The following is a 17431-nucleotide window of genomic DNA, read 5'->3' on the forward strand; positions in this document are numbered from 1 at the left end:
TTGAAAAGAAGGCTCAGTTATGGTATTATAATTGAGTCATGCAGTGGTAGCTCAGCTGGATAGAGTAACCGGCTACGAACCGGTCGGCCGGGGGTTCGAATCCCTCTCACTGCACCATAGAATCCATGAAGTTAATCTTCATGGATTTTTTTGTTTCCCTAAATCTGTTTTCTAAACATCATTTCCTGTACTTTAAATGAGCAAGAAGAAGGTCCCCCTGTGGTAGAATACTCTCTAGTAGAATGATATGAAAAAGGAAGAAGTATATTGAATAAATTATGGACTAAGGACTTTAAAATCATCACCATCGGGTCCATCATCTCCATGCTGGGAAATTCTGTGGCTGGTTTTGCCATTGGACTTCTGGTGCTGGATTTGACAGACTCCACGCTCTTATTCTCACTTTTTATGGTGGTTTATAACCTGCCGAAAATCGTAGCCCCACTTTTTGCAGGCCCCTATCTGGACCGGTTCTCCAGAAAGAAAATGATCTACACATTGGATTTTATGTCCGCCTTCATTTATGTGATTATGTTCTTTTTGCTTTATGTGAAGTGGTTCAATTACCCTGTGTTTCTATTCATCGTGCTTCTCATCGGAACCATTGACGGTATCTATTCAGTAGCCTATGAAAGCTTTTATCCCAATCTTGTTTCGGAAGGGAATTTTTCCAAGGCATACTCCATTTCCAGTATGATTTATCCCCTTGCAAGCCTGATGCTCCCCATAGCTTCCATTGTTTATGAGAACTCAGGATCAGCGGCTCCACTTTTTGCGTTCAATGCAGTCACTTTTTTCCTGGCTGCGATCTTTGAAACGCAAATCGGATATAAAGAGAACCACATCAAAGAAAATACAGAAGATGCTAAAAAAGGCTTTTCTCTTATCTCCTACAAGACTGACTTCAAAGAAGGTCTGGATTATATGCGTGCAGAAAAGGGACTTCTGGTCATCACCATCTACTTCTGCATCACCATGTTTGCTGGAGGCGGCCTCCATGTGCTTCACCTTCCGTTCTTCAAGAACAATCCAGAGCTTTTTTCCAACATCCCACTGGTAAACTCCGTCACCCTTTACACCATCATCAGCAGTTTCGGTGTTCTAGGGCGGCTCATTGGTGGAATGATCCATTATAAATACCACTATCCGGTACCCAAGAAATTTCTGATTGCCCTATGTGTGTATACGAGCATTGCCTTTCTGGAAGCGTTCCAGCTCTACTTCCCAGTGGTGCTCATGGCAGTAAGCTTCTTCCTCATCGGGATCATGGGTGTCACCTCCTTTAACATCAGGATATCTGCCACCCAGTCTTATGTGCCGGATGATAAAAGAGGACGCTTCAACGGAACATTCCAGATGATTGTATCCGCTGGTAACATCTTAGGACAGCTTCTGGCTGGTTTTCTCGGAGAAATCTACCCCGAGCGCCATGTGATCATTGGCCTCATGAGCATCAATATGCTCGCCATCTATTTCATCATGTACAGGAAACGGGAACACGTAAAAAAAATCTACAACAGAAGAGTCTGATCTTCTGCTGTAGATTTTTTCCTTTATGGCTTCTTTCTCTCTTTCAGTTCTTTTTCAATCCTTAGGATGTACTCATTCATCTTCTTCAAATCCTCTTGAAGCTCCACGGAATTCACCACAGGCATCCCATCATGGTCCACTTCACCATAGACCTCAATGTCTATCATGGCTGTCAGAAGCTCTTCTGTCTGGTCCTTTGCGGTCCTCAGATATTTCAAAAGATCAATGATCTCATGTTCTTCGAAATGCACTCTTTTTCCCTCGTTTCTTTTTGATTCTATTCTAGCACGATTTTCTCAGGGAATCCTTCTTTGAAATATTTTAACGATGAACGGGAGCGTTTTGTGGTATATTGAAAGAAGCGATATCGATTTTTATGGTATGGCAAAGCAATTATATTACATCATAAAGGAGGACTTCTGGAAACAAGAAATCCAGAGATAACAGCGATGAATAAATTTAAGATTTTAACTGATTCCGCATGTGACCTACCCTTTGAACTACTGGAGCAAAATGACGTGGATGTCATCGGTCTTATTGTAAATTATAACGGGAAAGAGTATGTGGAGGACAACTGGAAAAGTGTCGACATAAGCAGTTACTATACCTCTTTAAAAGAAGGCGCTACCCCCACCACAAGCCAGATCACGCCTAACCGTTTTTATGACTATTTCAAGCCTTACCTGGAAAAAGGCATGGACATCCTCTATGTAGGATTCTCCTCCTCTCTCAGTGGCACCTTCAGCGCTTCTAATGTTGCAAAGGGTATGCTTCAGGAAGAGTTTCCGGATAGAGAAATTCTTCTCGTTGATTCCATGTGTGCTTCCGCAGGCTTTGGTCTTCTGGTGCTAAAAGCAGCAGAGCTCAAAAGAGAAGGCTATGCCCCAGCAGAGATTGCACAGAAACTGGAAACCTTGAAGTATCACATCAATCATATTTTTACTGTGGACGATCTCAACCACCTGAAGCGGGGCGGAAGAATATCCGGTTTTTCAGCTACCATGGGCACCATGCTCTCCATCAAGCCCATCCTCTATATGAGCAAAGAAGGAAAGCTTCTGAACATTGATAAGATCAAAGGAAGAAAGAAATCCATCCATGCACTGGCTGATTATCTGGAAAAAGGAAGAACAGAAGATCTCACAAAAGACGTGCTCATTGCACATGGAAACTGTGAAGAAGATGCAGCTCTTCTTCGGAATCTCATTCTGGAAAAGAAGCTTTCCGAAGACGTCACCGTGGTTCCACTGGGTATGGTCATCGGTGCCCATACCGGCGCCAATGTCATCAATATGGTCTTTTTTGGAAAAGACCGCGAAGAAACCATAAAAAAATCATAGAAAAAGCCCTGGAGCTCCAACGGAATATGTTGGAACACCAGGGGTTCTTTATTTTCTGAACTTATACTTCTTCTGCGTATATGCTGACGAGGTTCTTCAGAACCGTCACCGCTTTTTCCATGGATTCTACAGAAATAAATTCAAATCTTCCGTGATAATTTTCTCCACCTGTAAAAAGGTTCGGACAGGGAAGTCCCATATAAGAAAGCTGAGCTCCATCGGTGCCTCCGCGGATGGGCTTTATAATAGGTTTTACGCCAGCCATCTCCATGGCCTTTTTTGCATGTTCAATGAGATACATATGAGGCTCTACCATGGTTCTCATGTTCTTATACTGATCTTTGATTTCTACAGTAACAGTTCCCTCTCCATATTTCTCATTGAGTGCAGATGCAGCTTCCATCATCTGCACCTTTCTTCCTTCGAAGGTATCCTCAAAGAAATCACGGATGATGTAGTACAAAGAAGTCTCCTCCACATCCCCTTCTATATCATTCAGGTGGAAGAATCCTTCATACCCTTCCGTATGTTCAGGTGTGTCCTTCCGGTCGAACGAATCCGCATATTCCATGGCCACAAAGATAGAATTCTTCATCTTGTCTTTTGCAGTTCCAGGATGCACATTTCTGCCCTTCACCGTCACCTTGGCTGAAGCCGCGTTGAAGTTCTCATACTCCAGCTCGCCCACAGGCCCACCATCCATGGTATAGGCAATCTCCGCGCCAAAGGCTTCCACATCAAAATGATGTGGACCACGGCCAATCTCTTCATCCGGTGTGAATGCCACATGAAGATCTCCATGTGGAACTTCAGGATTCTGGAACAGATATTCCAGAACTTCCATGATTTCTGCTACTCCTGCTTTATCGTCTGCCCCAAGAAGAGTAGTTCCATCTGTCACCAGAAGGTTTTCTCCCACATAGTCTTTCAGCTGAGGAAAATCAGATTCTTTCATGACAATCTGAAGCTCCTCGTTCAGCACAATATCTCCACCTTCATAGGGAAGAATCCGAGGATTCACATTTTTTCCGCTCATATCCGGTGAGGTGTCCACATGAGCCAGCAGGCCAAGCTTCTTCAGATTTTTTCCGGTATTGTTTCTTAAATACCCGAAAAGATACCCGTTCTCATCCAAAGCAGTCTCCAGCCCCAATGCCTGCAGTTCTCTCTTCAGCTCTTCCACCAGGACTCTCTGTCCTTCGGTGGATGGTACAGTTACACTGTTTTCGTCTGAAGTGGTTTCATACTTCACATACTTAATCAGCTTGTCTACAACACTCATTTTAATCCCTCTTTCTAATATATTCTTGTTTCAATATGACAGATTCCTGTTTTCTGGTCTAGAACGTCGGCTTATAGATGCGCCTTCTGTCCAGGGAGAAAATATTCTCAGATATGCCGCCAGGCTCCAGATCCCGAACCGCTAAAGTGAAATCAAACACCCGAGCATCGATCATATCTATATGGTGAAGAAGCTCCGCTTCGAGAAACATCGGTTTCACGGGACTTCCATATTCAGGCTCATAGTGATGAGAAAGAATCATATGCTGCAGAAGCATTCTTTTTTCTTCCGGGGTATTCAGACGATCACAGATTCTGTCCACATTTTTGACCCCAAGGCTGATATGGCCCAGAAGATTTCCTTCCAAAGTGTACTCCTTCACGATGCCAAGCTCAGAAGAATCCATCTCATTGATTTTTTCAAGATCATGAAGAATGATCCCCGCAAAGAGAAGGTCTGTATTCACAGCTGGATACACCTTTGAAATCTGATCTCCAAGTTTCAGCATGGTCAGGACGTGGTAAAGGAGACCGGATCTTATGGCATGATGATTCCTTTTTGCCGCCGGATAAAACATCAGCTTATCCTTCTTTTCTTCAAGGGCCATACGCACCACCTGGTGAATATCCTGATCAGCAATCCTTTGAAGATATCCTTCGATGTCCCGGAGCATATCGGTGTTCTTAAGTGGAGCGGATTCCACGAAATCCTCTGGTATCACACCATCTTCTTCTGAAGCTTTTCTGATTCTGTCCACTTTGAACTGGTTGTTGTTCATATAGCTAGTCACGGTTCCCCGAACCTTCACCAGATCCCCTTCTGTAAAATATGTTTCAATATCTTGAGGAACTTCCCAAAGCTTCCCTGAGATCTCTCCCGTTTTATCTCCAAATATAAAGTCCAGATACTTTTTGTCGTTTGAGTTTGTTGTCTTCAAATCTACTCTTTTAATGATAAAATAACAATCCACACGATCGCCCACAGCTAAATCGCGGATTTTCTTGCTGCTAAATTCCATTTCTTTCTCCTTCAATAAAAAATAGGGTATAATTTAAGTATACACGAAAGACTGGCTGAAAACGAAAGAATCTTACCAAATCTTTATCCATGAAAGGTAGGCGGCAACATGGACATCAACCTGCCAAAAGGCGTCCGATACATACTGAAAGAGCTCAGCACGAATGGCCATGAGGGTTATGTCGTGGGGGGCTGTATTCGTGATGTCCTCATAGGGATCACGCCTAAAGACTATGATGTGACCACTTCTGCCACACCTGAGGAAGTCATGGCCCTATTTAAAAAAACCGTCCCCACCGGTTTGAAGCACGGTACTGTGGAAGTCCATACCCATGACGGTGCTTTTGATGTGACCACCTACCGAATGGACGGTGAGTATGAAGCCCACAGGTACCCGAAGAATGTCATCTTTGTGGATGATTTGGTTGAAGATCTGAGAAGAAGAGACATTACCATAAACGCCATTGCTTTTAATCCCGAAAAAGGTATTATTGATCCTTTCAATGGGACTGAGGACATCCATCGTAAGATTGTCCGGGCAGTAGGAAATCCTATTCTTCGTTTTAAAGAGGATGCTCTTCGCATCTTGAGGGCTGTGAGGCTCTCCACCACCTTGAATTTCAACATAGAAGAAAACACCCTGAAGGCCATGGTGGAAACCATGGATGGCCTCCGGTTCATCAGCGAGGAGAGGATCCGTGAAGAGCTGAACAATATTCTTCTTTCAAAGAATCCTGCCCGGGGAATCCGCATGCTCTTTGATCTGGGAATCATGAAGTATGTTCTGCCCGAACTCATGACCATGTCTGGATTTCTTCAACATAATCCTCATCATGACAAGGATGTTCTGGGACATACCCTGGAGGTTTTGAGCCATGTGCCTGCGGATCTTCCAGTACGTCTTGCTGCTCTTTTCCATGACAGCGGCAAACCTTCCACTTTCACCATGGATGAGAAGGGCATCGGACATTTCTACGGCCATGAGAAGCGGTCAAGAGACATCGCCCATGAAGTATTGATGCGGCTGAAATATGACCATAAAACCATCCGGAAAGTTGAAACCCTGGTTTTCTTCCATATGACCAGTACCGATATGAAGAATGAAGTGAAGCTGAAAAAATTTGTAAACAAACTGGGAGCGGAGAATCTCAACGCTCTCATAGATCTTAAGATTGCTGATTTCATTGGCAAGCCAGAAGGAAGCGATGAAAAACTCTTTGAAATCAATAGCTTCAGAAATAGAATTGAACACATCGTAAACCGTGGGGATCCTCTCACCGTAAGAGATCTTGCTGTGAACGGAAAGGATATTCTTGCTCTTGGTATCCGTGAAGGCCAGGAAGTAGGCCGGATCCTGGATGTGCTTCTGGAGAAGGTCCTGAAAAATCCTGATGACAATCATAAAGAACAATTACTTGAATATGCTTCTAAGGAGATTAACCGATGACAACTAATGTTACAAATACCGTTTTAACCATGCTGATTCTGGGTGTGCTGGGTTTTATCCTGAAAAAAACCAAAGTCACTGATAAAAGAACAGATAAATTTATCTCTGTTCTACTCGTGAACTTCTGTACTCCTGCCCTGATGATTCACATCACACTGACCAATTTTTCCTTGTCGTTTTTCAAAGAATCTTACCTTGGCATCCTCCTTGCCATGTTGACCATGGTTCTGATGAACATCATTGCCTGGGGCGTATCAAAGGCCTTATCACTGAAAGGAGTGGAGCAGGGTGCATTTGTGTCCATGGCTACCTTCTCCAATACAATTTTTGTAGGACTGCCGCTCATTACAGGAATATTCGGGGACTCTGCTGTTCCATATCTAATGCTGTACTATATCGCCAACACGCTGACTTTTTGGACCCTTGGCATCAATCAGATCGTAAAAAGCAACGGAAGTGCCTTCAGCAGCAAAAATATCCTAAAAATCCTCAATCCTCCTATCCTTGGGTTCATCGCAGGTATGGTGCTCCTATACTATAACGTAGCGGTCCCCACTTATCTCTTCAGCAGCATCGAGTATCTGAAAATACTCCTGACGCCTCTATCTCTCCTTTTCATGGGAAGTGTCATAGGAGACTTGAGTCTTAGGAACGCTGGAAGTCCAGTAGCCTCAGTACTCATCCTCAGCATGAGGTTTATTCTGTCTCCCGTCATCAGTCTGCTTCTTCTGAAGGCTTTTCAAATGCCTGTGGAGCTCATCAAAGTGTTTATTGTCTGTGCAGGTCTTCCTGTGATGCAGAACATCTCCATTGCAGTAGGTCGTTATGGAGGGGATCCTTCTTACTCTTCCTTTATGACCGCACTCTCTTCTGCAGTCTTCATTTTTATTATTCCATTTTTCCTGAAATTATTCACTTTCATTTAGGATGAGTTGCTCATCCTTTTTTTGCACCAAAAAAGAACATATGTTGCTTTTTTATTGCCGAAAAAGAACGTATGTGCTATAATTTACTCAAATGTAAGGAGGAATCTCTATGGAACTTCTGGAAAAAATTAGAATTCTTGCAGATTCAGCAAAATATGATGTATCCTGTTCCTCCAGTGGAAGCAGCCGCTCTGCGGTTCCTGGTGGTGTCGGTAACGCTGCTGCTGCGGGTATATGTCATAGTTTCACTTCGGACGGAAGGTGCATCTCCCTATTGAAAATTCTTATGACCAATTACTGTATCTATGACTGTGCCTATTGCCAGAACCGGATCTCCAATGATGTGGAACGCGCCGCCTTTGAACCGGAAGAACTGGTTCAGCTGACCATGGGATTCTACAGGCGGAACTACATCGAAGGTCTTTTTCTAAGTTCAGGGGTGATTATGAGCCCCGATCATACCATGGAAAGAATGATTCGCATTATAAAAACCCTTCGGCAGCGGGAACGATTCAACGGATATATTCATATCAAACTTATACCTGGGGCCAGTCCACATCTCATCCATGAGGCCGGGCTTTATGCGGACAGGGTCAGTGTCAATATTGAGCTGCCTGAGGAAGAAAGCTATAAAAGCATCACGCCTCAGAAAAACAGAATTGAAATTCTGAAACCTATGAAACAAATCGCCACGAATATCCTGGCAAATAACGAGGAAAGGAGAATCCTGCATAGAACTGAGGACTTTGTACCAGCAGGGCAAAGCACTCAGCTCATCATTGGTGCTACCCCAGCCAGCGACGGTAAAATCCTTTCACTCAGCCAGAATCTCTATCAGAGCTTTCAGCTAAAAAGAGTCTATTACTCCGCCTATGTGCCTGTGAGTACCCATGCGCTTATGCCGAAGCTTTCCCACCCTCCCCTTCTCCGGGAACATAGAATTTATCAGGCAGACTGGCTGCTCCGGTTCTACCGGTTCTCTGCAGAGGAACTATTGTCAGAGGGAGAGAATTTTGATATGAATGTGGATCCAAAAACCCAATGGGCTCTCTCCAATATGGCTCTCTTCCCCATGGAGATCAATCGGGTCAGTTATGAAATGCTTCTACGCATACCAGGAATCGGACTCACCTCTGCCAAGCGGATTCTTCGGGCTAGAAAACTTTCTCCCATCACCTATGATGGTCTCAAAAAAATGGGTGCAGTGATCTCAAGGGCCAAGCATTTTATTCTGATTTCCGGAAAATACTACGGAAACTTCTCTCTCAGGCCAGATCTCATATATGAAGCCATCAGTGAGAAGAAAGATCAGATTCAGATGAACTTGTTTGGAGAAATCGATGAATCCCTGGGACTCCATGGTTCTGAAGAAAACCGAGTATTCACCGATAAAGAAAAAATCAAAAAGCTTCTTCTGGAAAAGACCATCATCAAAAACTCTTTGGCAGGTGGATTATGATGAATGTCATGTTGTTTGACGGTTCAATGGAAGAGCTTCTCGTTGCCGTTTACAAAGTATATGTTGATAAACTTCCACCTGTTCTCTTTCGGGAAGAACAGTTTACACCCAATCTCATTGATCATCCTGTGAAAATCCAGTTTATGGAAGAAGAATTTAAAAGAGTCCGAAGATCCATGCGTGAGAAGTTCTCCGAAGAAGCTTTGGATATCATCACCTACGGATTGAACCACAGTTCTGTTCATGCTCCAACGATGATTCTGAAATTCATCATCAAATGCTTTGAGAATCCTAAAAATGCCTTTCGGTATCAGGACTCTTTCATCATGGAAGTCACGAAGCTTTCTCGGCAGGTATCTTTAGAAAGCCACCGTTTCATGGGATTTGTCCGATTCAATCAGTTCGGATCGGTTTTCATGGCGAAAATCAGTCCAGATCACTATATCCTCCCCTTTATCGCAGACCATTTTGCTGAAAGATTCGGTGATATGAACTTCATTATCTACGATGAGGGAAAGAAGGAAGCCCTGTTATGTCAAGATGGCAGATGGATCATCCAGAAAAATTTAGCCCTGAACGAAAAACTCTTTCAGAGGGATACTACCACGGAAGCATGGCAAACCTATTTTAAAAATATCACTATTTCCGCCAGGGAAAATCCCACTCAACAAAAACGATCCATGCCAGTCCGATATTGGGTAAATCTTCCAGAGACAGAATCTACATAGCTGTTTTCTTTTCGAAGACTTTTTATGCAAATCTGTTGAACTTATTCACTGATATCCCATTTTATGTATTTTCTCTATTTTTATGATTTAATTATAATTCTATAAAAATTATCAGTAAATTTCACAATTTTCGCACCCATTGTGCATGCGTGTACGTACAGTCATACACTTTGTTCTAATGGGATTAGAGAAAATCACTTAAATATCACGTTGAAACACCTTAATCGTTTAAGGTGTTTTCATAGGTTTTGTTAAACATTGAACTAACCCTTGAAAGCAAGGAAAAACAAAGGAAAATCCAGAGTCGGGAAGTCGCTCCCGCTCTGGATTTTCCTTAGTCTCTTTCGCTTTCGGTTCGTTTCTCGGAACTAATCAGCAAATTCAATATGTAATTATTGAGTGAGCGATTATCGCCTTTAGCCTCAGAAGTTAGTTCTTCTTTTAGATCCTGAGGCAGAGTCAGCAGTATCCGAGTTTTATCTTTACCAACAGCCATATAAAAACACCCCTATCTTTATTGCGTGATAAATTATAATCTTATTATACTTCAAATTAAAAAAATATTAAAGAAAATGTTTTTAGTTTATACATATTTCTTTAGAATTTTCGACGGAGTAGAGATAACTCTCTTTTACTTTTAGACCAGTTATGGATGATAACGCCTCACTGTAATAGTCCAGCTGTTCTTTATACCGGTCGGTCAGCACCTTAGCAGCCTCTTTTTCTATAACACGGTCCGTCTTGTAGTCCACAATGACGAGCTCATCATTTTCTCGGAAATAGCTGTCTATGACCCCAACTACCATAACTTCACTCTCGTCGAAATATAATATGAATTTCTGTTCTCTATACAGATTCCCGTCAAGTTCAGCCTTTTGCATTCTTTTTCCAAGACCACTTTCAAGGAATTGAAGAATCTTCCAAGGGTTCACCGCGGAGACTTCTTCTGCTGTCATAAGTTCTCGAAGGATAAGACTTTGAAGATCATTTTTGATTTCTTCCAGGGAGACACTTTGCAGTGAGATATACTGCATGGCTTTATGAAACGCGGTTCCTCTTTCGGTGGCCTTCAATCCTGTTTCCTTCATCAGAAATCGAGGTCTTTCCAAAAACTCCTCTTTGATGATGGGCTGTGTGTTCTCCGTCTCTTCGCCAAGAGCCCTCAGCTTCTTTAGCTCAGTCACCGAAATCTTTGATCCTCTGTTTGTATCTTTCTCATACTTGTATTGAAAAGCAAGCCTTTGCTGTACAAGAAATGCTGATGCAGGATCTCTGGTCTCATGCAGGGTGAAAACCCCTTCTTCTGTTCCTTCCTCCTCAATCTGGTCAAGCATTACACCTTCCTTCGTATGAACGATGAGCTGTAACGCCACATCCTTCCCAAAGGGGTATCTCTCTCCATCCGCTCTGTTTTCCGAAAGCTGATGATGTTTCAAGAAGATACTCATCATCCAGTCCAGATAGGAAGACCCTTTTTCCACTTTTTCGGAAGACAGTCTGAATGCTTCTCCCTGAGATAGCGTGGTCCATTTTTCCATGCTCTTTTCAAGATTCTTGACTTGACCTGTAATAATGAGCTTCTCCTTTGCTCTTGTGAGTGCTACATAAAGTATTCTCATCTCTTCTGAGAGACTTTCCAGGAGTCTTTTTCTTTTGATTCTCTCTCTGATAAATGTTGTGTTTTTGATATTTCTTTCCATATCCACATAACTTGGACCAAATCCTAAAGACTCATGAAGAATCATAGACTTATTCAGATCCATCTTGTTGAATCTTTTTGATGTGTGCACCAAAAAGACTACCGGAAATTCAAGCCCCTTCGATTTATGAATGGACATGATTCTCACCAGATTCTCATTTTCTCCCAGCATCTTCGCAGCACCATAGTCCCCTGAGCTCTTCTTAAGCTTATCGATGAATCGGATGAAGTTGAAGAGCCCTTTCAGGGTTGTTTCTTCAAACTGCCTGGCGCGTTGAAACAGCAGCTTCAGATTCGCTTGCCTCTCCAATCCATCTGGCATGGCAGACACATAATCCAGATAGGATGTATCCGTATAGAGGTACCAAATAAACTCATCCAGCTTCATGAACCGGGACTTCAGCCGGTAAAGCTCCAACTTTTCCATAAAATCATTCACTTTTTCTGAAAGCTCTCTTTCAAAAGTTCCTTTATTTAGATTATGGAACAAGAATTCATCTTTATGAACTTTTCTGATTTCCACAAGTTCTTCCTCGCTGAAGGAAAACAGTGGACTTCTTAATACGGAAAGAAGCGGAATATCCTGTAAGGGATTATCAATCACCTTCAAAAGCGAAAGCATGGTTCTGATCTCAATGGTGTCAAAATATCCCGTTGAGCTGTCACTGTAAGAAGGAATGTTATTCTCATGCAGTGCCTCCAAAAAGATATTGGCCGTTCTGGATGTCGCTCTCATGAGTATCACAATATCCCGGTAGGTCACTGGTCTTTTACCCTTGATTTCTTTATCGAAAACGAGAAATCCGCTTTTGATAAGCTCATTGATTCTGCCTGCCACAAGCCGCGCTTCCACTTCAATGGATTTATATGCGGATAAATCCAGTTCCCCTTCCTCCTCTGTGTCCTCTTCTGAATCCTCCTGAGCACTCTTCTCCTCCAGAAGCAGCAGTTCCACAGGTTCTGCTTCATTGACCGCAGGCTCATCTCCCTCTGCTTCCTCGTAATAGGTCGCTCCATAGATAAGCGCTTCTTCCTTCGTGTATTCCAGCTCTCCAACCTTCTCGCTCATGAGTCCTTCAAAAATATAATTCACCAGAGAAAGGATATTGTTCTGGCTTCTGAAGTTCTTGTAAAGCAGAATCTTCTTGCCTCTCTCATTTCCATCTTCGCTGTAGTTTTTATACTTATCCATGAAAAGCTCAGGTTTCGCCTGACGGAAGCGGTAGATACTCTGTTTCACGTCACCCACCATAAACACATTGGGTCTCTCTTCCTCTTTGCGGGAGACCATGGTGATCAGCACTTCCTGAACTTCATTGGAGTCCTGATACTCATCCACCAGCACATCTTCATACTTCTCTTTGTAAAATTTGGCCACATCAGAAGGTCCTACCCTGCCGTTTTCTTCCACAGTCAGAATCTTCAGCGCCAGATGCTCCAGGTCTGAAAAATCCAAAAGACTCTTCTCACGCTTCTTCCGGCTGTACTTCTTCATGAAAAGTTCAGTAAGGGACTTCAGCGCTTGAAGATGAGGGTAGATGACCTTCAGCATCGCCAGATGCTCTTCTTCCGTTTCCGCAAAGTAATTCGCTTTCAGACCTTTAACGGCATCTTTCACTTCATCGCGAAGGCCTTTGACCATATCAGCCAGGACTTTATCATACCCTTTCTTTCCACGTTTCAGTGTGGACCATTTCAATCCCTCGAGATGATCCTTGATTTCATTGAAAGAAGGTTTAGTCTTCAGCATGGAGAGCAGTTCTTCCAGAAGGATCCTGTCCTCCCGCAGGGTTTCAGCATAGGGAAAAAGCAGCGCGTCGTCTACTGTTAAAGAAATGCCTTTATCAATATGGTTCAGATAAGGCTTAAGGGTTTCCTGGAGTTCTTCCATGAACTCTGCCACCAAAGGGATCTCTGTGAAAGATTTCCCTGACACATCAAACAAAGAAACTTTCTCTTCCAGCCACTGATGAGGCCACGGATGGCTCATGATGAAATGATAAAGAGTAAGAACCAGATCTCCAAGTTCTTTGTCATCCCGTTTGCCGCCATAGGCATCCACAAGAGAAATAAACTCTTTGCTGCCGATCTCATAGGATTCTTCCAGAGCCTCTTCCAGAGCTTCTTCTCTCATGATGGCCCCTTCTGTTTCATCTGCAATTCTGAATCCAGGGTCCAGTCCGATTTCATGAAAATGGCTTCGAATCACTTCCAGACAAAAGGAATGAATGGTCATGATGCTGCTTCTGTTTAATAAGGTCAGCTGCTTTTCAAGATTTCTGTTACCTGAATCTTCTTCCAAAGCTTTGATCACCGCTTCTCCGATTCTTTCTCTCATTTCCGCGGCAGCTGCATTGGTAAAAGTCATCACAAGAAGCGCATCAATATCCACCTGATCCTTGGTGATTCTTTGAATGATTCGCTCTACTAGAACCGCCGTCTTCCCCGAGCCGGCCGCTGCAGAAACAAGAAGATTTGTATTTCTTGTTTCAATGGCACTGAGCTGTTCTTTCGTCCACTGGTTACTCAACGGCATTCTCCCCTTTCTTCATTTTCTCCCATAGTTCTTCAATGGTCAGCGCCTTCAGATTTCTGTAATGATTCGCTTTTATTTTTCCATCAAACTGACAAATACTCTTATAGGTGCAATAGGTGCATGGAATCTTATCCTTATCCTTATAAGGCTGGATGGAAATATTGCCATCGAAGAGCTCTTTCAGAATTCTTCCAATGGTTTCCAAGACGTACTCACGTAGCACACCAAACTCCTGCTCTGTAAGAATGATCTCCTCATTCTTCTCTTTCCTGTTGGAGGAAGAAACCACTTCTCCCTCTTTATTGATCTTTGCCGGTACCACCAGTGAGAATGTATCAATATCCTCATCCATGGATCGGATCACTTTGGCATCTTTAAGAAGAAGACCCTTGAGTCTTAAGTTCTCCAAAACCTTTCTTTCAATTTCCTCATCGGTCATTCTGACATTTCCGGAAATCACCGGGTTATCCATTTTGAAATAAAGAACCGCACCTGGCACCGCCTTTTGGGACTGCAGACTCTCCCAGTTTCTAAGAACAACATCCAGGTAAACCAGCAGCTGCAGCTGAAGACCATAGAATACATCCTGGAGGGAAACATCTTTCGCAGAAGACTTATAGTCAATGATTCTGATATAGGCTTTTCCGTCCATTTCCATGACATCGATTCGGTCAATTCTTCCCCGCAGCAGTGCATCCTCTCCAGTATCAGGAATTTCGATGGATAATGCCGGCAGCTTTTCTCCGTCTTTTCCGAATCCAAGTTCATTGAACATGGGCACAAATTTCCCCTTAGCAATCTGAGCCGTAATGGTTTCTACTGAGCGGTTGATGATTTTCTTCACTTTTTCCCCCATATGTTTGTATCGGGGAGAACTCTTGTAGATCGCATTTGTTTTTTCTATCGCTTCATCAACCAGACGATCCACAGCACTTCTGATATAGGTCTTGTCCACGGTAGACAGATCCCTCTCCATGCCCCTCAGATCCTCCGTAAACTGATCGATGACTTCATGCATCAGGGTACCCACATCTGGTGCTGTCACCTCATGCATGACTCTATCTTTTGCTTTCAGTCCGTATTGGATATAATACGCAAAGGGACAGGACGTATAACGCTCAAGCCTTGAAACGCTCAGGTACAGCTGCTCGCCATAGAGTTCTTTTACAGAGGTTCTGGAAAGCTTCTCTGTTACATTGGTGTAGGAAAGGCCTTCTCTTGAGATCTTCAGACGCCTGCTGAACTTCTCATGATCTTGAAACCACTGATACACTTCACCCCAAAGAGGATTCACTTCATCCCCTTGGTAGTTTCTTCTCATCTCTTTAATGAGTTCATTGAAGGTAGCCACTTTACTTTCCACTTCCTCCAGCGTTCCACTTTTTCTGTCCATTGGATTCACATACGCATTCTCCACGAGTTTTGGAAAGAGCTTTTTCATACGCCCAATGACCAGGGATGGTCTTTGGGACTTTCCGTCCAGATCCGACCCCGGATAGGAAATGGCTAAAAAGTCTCTCGGAATAGAAAATGCAGTGTACACTAAAAACTGCTCGTATACAGAACGCAGCTTTGAATCCACAAGAAAATTCAGACCTTCCGCCTTCAGTTTCTCCAGATCATGGTCCGTAATGATTCCTTCATCTGAGACCGTTTTGGGGAAAACTCCATCGTTCACTCCAAGAATATACAGACCTCTGATGTTATCACTTTTTACTCTGGCCACATCTCCAAGGATCACCTGGTCCAACGTCAGCGGAATGAGGGCAATTTTATGGCTGACCATGGCTTGCTGAAGAATGTCTCCATATACTTCCAACGACAATTTTTCGTTTCCGAGCACCTCCACCAGATCGTCAAAGATGGTGATAAGTCCTTTGAGGGTCTCTTCATGCTCTTTCAGAACTTCCAAATCCTTAAGGGATGAAACAAAACCCAGGGAGCGGCTCAAGACACCATGCTCCTCTAGATGCTCATAAAGTGCGGCGGAAATCCCCTCTGCGGTGGATGCATTCTCCAGCTGAACTCGCAAAGGCTGATACACAGAAGCTATTTTTTCTCTGATTTCGTTGGTCTTTTGCAGATACTCCGCCTTCATCTCCTCGGGCACAATATTCGGGTATGGATAAACAAAAGGTTTTTCATAGGTTCCACCCTTTATTCCATTCGCAAGAACGTAGTTTTCCAAAAGGTCCACTTCTTCTTTCTCCAAATGAGAGAGGCCAGTTTTAAGCAGCTTGAACAGGGCATCGTAGGTGAACCCTTCTTTGGCAATATCCACCAAAGCCAAAATATATTGAGAAATAGGACTTCCATCCATTTCCCTTCTTTTATCCAGAAATACTGGAATCTCATGTTCACGGAAAACGGAGATCAGTATACTCTCATACGCATCAATATTTCTGCAAAGAATCGCTAAATCACGGTATCTCAGCGTATCATCCTCCCGGACTCTTCTACGGATGTCCAGTGCGATCTTTTCCACCTCATCATAGCTGTTCTGGGCTTTGTAGATGGAAAGAGACCGAGGCACCTCTTTGTAGGTTTTATTGGGATATCTGAAATACTCCCGCTCCAGATGAGCCAGCTCCTGATTCTCCCTGAATCTCAACGGTACTTCCTCTACAAGAATCAGGGGCTTTTCGATGGAGACCTGAGCTCTTTCAGCAGCCTGAAAGAGTTTATCTTCCGTATCTTTTGTAATCTGGAATACATCTCCCGTTTCTCCATCCTTATCCATGGTCAGCGTCATCACAACCCGCTTCACATTCCTCATAAGATGCTCAATGAAACTCAGCTGTACAAGAGAAAAATCATTGAACTCATCAATGAACACCTCTGCATTCTTCAGAAAATCAGCCTTGTCCATCCGCTCTCCAGCAAAGGTCATTTCATCCATGGAATCCACATGACCTTTATGGACTTCTTTCTCGTAAGTTTCAAAAAAAAGAAGGATATCACCAAACTTCTGAATGAGTTCTGCATCTCCCGATGACACCACAGCTTCTCTCAGTTTTTCTGGATCCAGATTGTTACGTTTCATCTCATCCGCAAGATTCTTAGCCAGTTCCACAAATCCAGGTTTTCTTGCCACGTTCCGGAAAAGAACAAGGTCTTCTTCCACATCCGTCAAAGTCTTTGTCATGAGCATACTCTTTCCCAGATCTGAAATCAGATTATGGGTAGCCCCACCTGCGTTCTGAAGTATTTTGCGGATCATGGTAGAAAAACTGTAGACAGTGACGTGAAACACATTTTCCTTGCCCAGTTCTTTCAATAGCTTCTGCTCTGCACGGAATGTATACTGATCCGGCACCAGAAGAATCATGCTTCTTTCAGGGACCTCTTTCCTTCTTCTCTTGATTTCCTCGTATATTTCTCGGGTTTTGCCACTTCCTCCACGTCCGTAGATCAGTTTAAAACTCACAAAACCACCCCTTTCTCATTTTTATCATTTAGTCCATTAT

Annotated in this window: 12 protein-coding genes and 1 tRNA gene; 7 read left to right on the forward strand and 6 right to left on the reverse strand. The window is 43.2% G+C overall.

The genetic code is table 11. The features are described from left to right. Positions 1-40: 40 nt before the first annotated feature. Together BM243_RS10555 and BM243_RS10560 are read left to right on the forward strand one after the other, a co-directional pair. Positions 41-117, forward strand: a tRNA-Arg gene (locus BM243_RS10555). A 150-nt stretch (positions 118-267) separates the two neighbouring features. Continuing rightward, complete coding sequence (locus BM243_RS10560) at positions 268-1530, forward strand: MFS transporter (RefSeq protein WP_074912340.1); 1263 nt, start codon at positions 268-270, stop codon at positions 1528-1530. Positions 1531-1553: 23 nt separating this feature from the next. Here BM243_RS10560 and BM243_RS10565 read toward each other — a convergent pair whose 3' ends face one another. After that, positions 1554-1781 carry a hypothetical protein gene (locus tag BM243_RS10565; RefSeq protein WP_074912341.1) on the reverse strand — a complete coding sequence of 76 codons (228 nt, stop codon included), beginning with the start codon at positions 1779-1781 and terminating at the stop codon, positions 1554-1556. A 198-nt stretch (positions 1782-1979) separates the two neighbouring features. On the opposite strand from BM243_RS10565, the gene BM243_RS10570 reads away from it, so the two are divergent. Next, positions 1980-2870 carry a DegV family protein gene (locus tag BM243_RS10570; RefSeq protein ID WP_074912342.1) on the forward strand — a complete coding sequence of 297 codons (891 nt, stop codon included), beginning with the start codon at positions 1980-1982 and terminating at the stop codon, positions 2868-2870. Between the two features lie 61 nt (positions 2871-2931). Here the strand turns inward: BM243_RS10570 and pepT are convergent, their stop codons facing one another. After that, complete coding sequence (pepT, locus tag BM243_RS10575) at positions 2932-4152, reverse strand: peptidase T (protein WP_074912343.1); 1221 nt, start codon at positions 4150-4152, stop codon at positions 2932-2934. Positions 4153-4210: 58 nt separating this feature from the next. Beyond that, the gene (locus tag BM243_RS10580; protein ID WP_074912344.1) at positions 4211-5170 is read right to left on the reverse strand and encodes a 3'-5' exoribonuclease YhaM family protein; all 960 of its coding nucleotides are present in this window, start codon (positions 5168-5170) and stop codon (positions 4211-4213) included. 108 nt (positions 5171-5278) lie between these two features. Here BM243_RS10580 and BM243_RS10585 point away from each other — a divergent pair, with 108 nt between their 5' ends. The 4 genes from BM243_RS10585 (at position 5279) to BM243_RS10600 (ending at position 9729) form a co-directional block, all read left to right on the forward strand. Beyond that, complete coding sequence (locus BM243_RS10585; RefSeq protein WP_074912345.1) at positions 5279-6616, forward strand: CCA tRNA nucleotidyltransferase; 1338 nt, start codon at positions 5279-5281, stop codon at positions 6614-6616. Continuing rightward, entirely contained in the window at positions 6613-7542 is a 930-nt protein-coding gene (locus BM243_RS10590; protein WP_074912346.1) for an AEC family transporter, read from the forward strand. Before BM243_RS10585 ends, BM243_RS10590 begins: the two co-directional genes overlap by 4 nt. Positions 7543-7651: 109 nt before the next feature. Beyond that, entirely contained in the window at positions 7652-9001 is a 1350-nt protein-coding gene (locus BM243_RS10595; RefSeq protein ID WP_074912347.1) for a putative DNA modification/repair radical SAM protein, read from the forward strand. Next, on the forward strand, positions 8998-9729 hold the full coding sequence (locus tag BM243_RS10600) for a TIGR03915 family putative DNA repair protein (protein WP_083422760.1): 732 nt from the start codon (positions 8998-9000) through the stop codon (positions 9727-9729). Before BM243_RS10595 ends, BM243_RS10600 begins: the two co-directional genes overlap by 4 nt. Before the next feature lie 334 nt (positions 9730-10063). On the opposite strand, the gene BM243_RS15130 is transcribed toward BM243_RS10600, so the two are convergent. The 3 genes from BM243_RS15130 to addB all read right to left on the reverse strand — a co-directional run bounded on the left by BM243_RS15130 (position 10064) and on the right by addB (position 17391). Continuing rightward, on the reverse strand, positions 10064-10225 hold the full coding sequence (locus BM243_RS15130) for a DNA-binding protein (protein ID WP_143004630.1): 162 nt from the start codon (positions 10223-10225) through the stop codon (positions 10064-10066). 82 nt (positions 10226-10307) lie between these two features. Continuing rightward, entirely contained in the window at positions 10308-13958 is a 3651-nt protein-coding gene (addA, locus tag BM243_RS10605) for a helicase-exonuclease AddAB subunit AddA (RefSeq protein WP_177213509.1), read from the reverse strand. Next, the gene (gene addB / locus BM243_RS10610; protein WP_074912350.1) at positions 13951-17391 is read right to left on the reverse strand and encodes a helicase-exonuclease AddAB subunit AddB; all 3441 of its coding nucleotides are present in this window, start codon (positions 17389-17391) and stop codon (positions 13951-13953) included. Before addB ends, addA begins: the two co-directional genes overlap by 8 nt. Positions 17392-17431: the final 40 nt, after the last annotated feature.

The organism is Proteiniclasticum ruminis (genome assembly GCF_900115135.1).
Lineage (GTDB): Bacteria > Bacillota > Clostridia > Clostridiales > Clostridiaceae > Proteiniclasticum > Proteiniclasticum ruminis_A.

What these genes read in the sequence shown, in the direction of transcription:
- BM243_RS10595 (WP_074912347.1), top strand. Translation starts at nt 7,652, where the DNA reads ATGGAACTTCTGGAAAAAATTAGAATTCTTGCAGATTCAGCAAAATAT.
- pepT (WP_074912343.1), bottom strand. Translation starts at nt 4,152, where the DNA reads ATGAGTGTTGTAGACAAGCTGATTAAGTATGTGAAGTATGAAACCACT.
- BM243_RS10570 (WP_074912342.1), top strand. Translation starts at nt 1,980, where the DNA reads ATGAATAAATTTAAGATTTTAACTGATTCCGCATGTGACCTACCCTTT.
- BM243_RS10600 (WP_083422760.1), top strand. Translation starts at nt 8,998, where the DNA reads ATGATGAATGTCATGTTGTTTGACGGTTCAATGGAAGAGCTTCTCGTT.
- BM243_RS10590 (WP_074912346.1), top strand. Translation starts at nt 6,613, where the DNA reads ATGACAACTAATGTTACAAATACCGTTTTAACCATGCTGATTCTGGGT.
- BM243_RS10580 (WP_074912344.1), bottom strand. Translation starts at nt 5,170, where the DNA reads ATGGAATTTAGCAGCAAGAAAATCCGCGATTTAGCTGTGGGCGATCGT.
- BM243_RS10585 (WP_074912345.1), top strand. Translation starts at nt 5,279, where the DNA reads ATGGACATCAACCTGCCAAAAGGCGTCCGATACATACTGAAAGAGCTC.
- BM243_RS15130 (WP_143004630.1), bottom strand. Translation starts at nt 10,225, where the DNA reads ATGGCTGTTGGTAAAGATAAAACTCGGATACTGCTGACTCTGCCTCAG.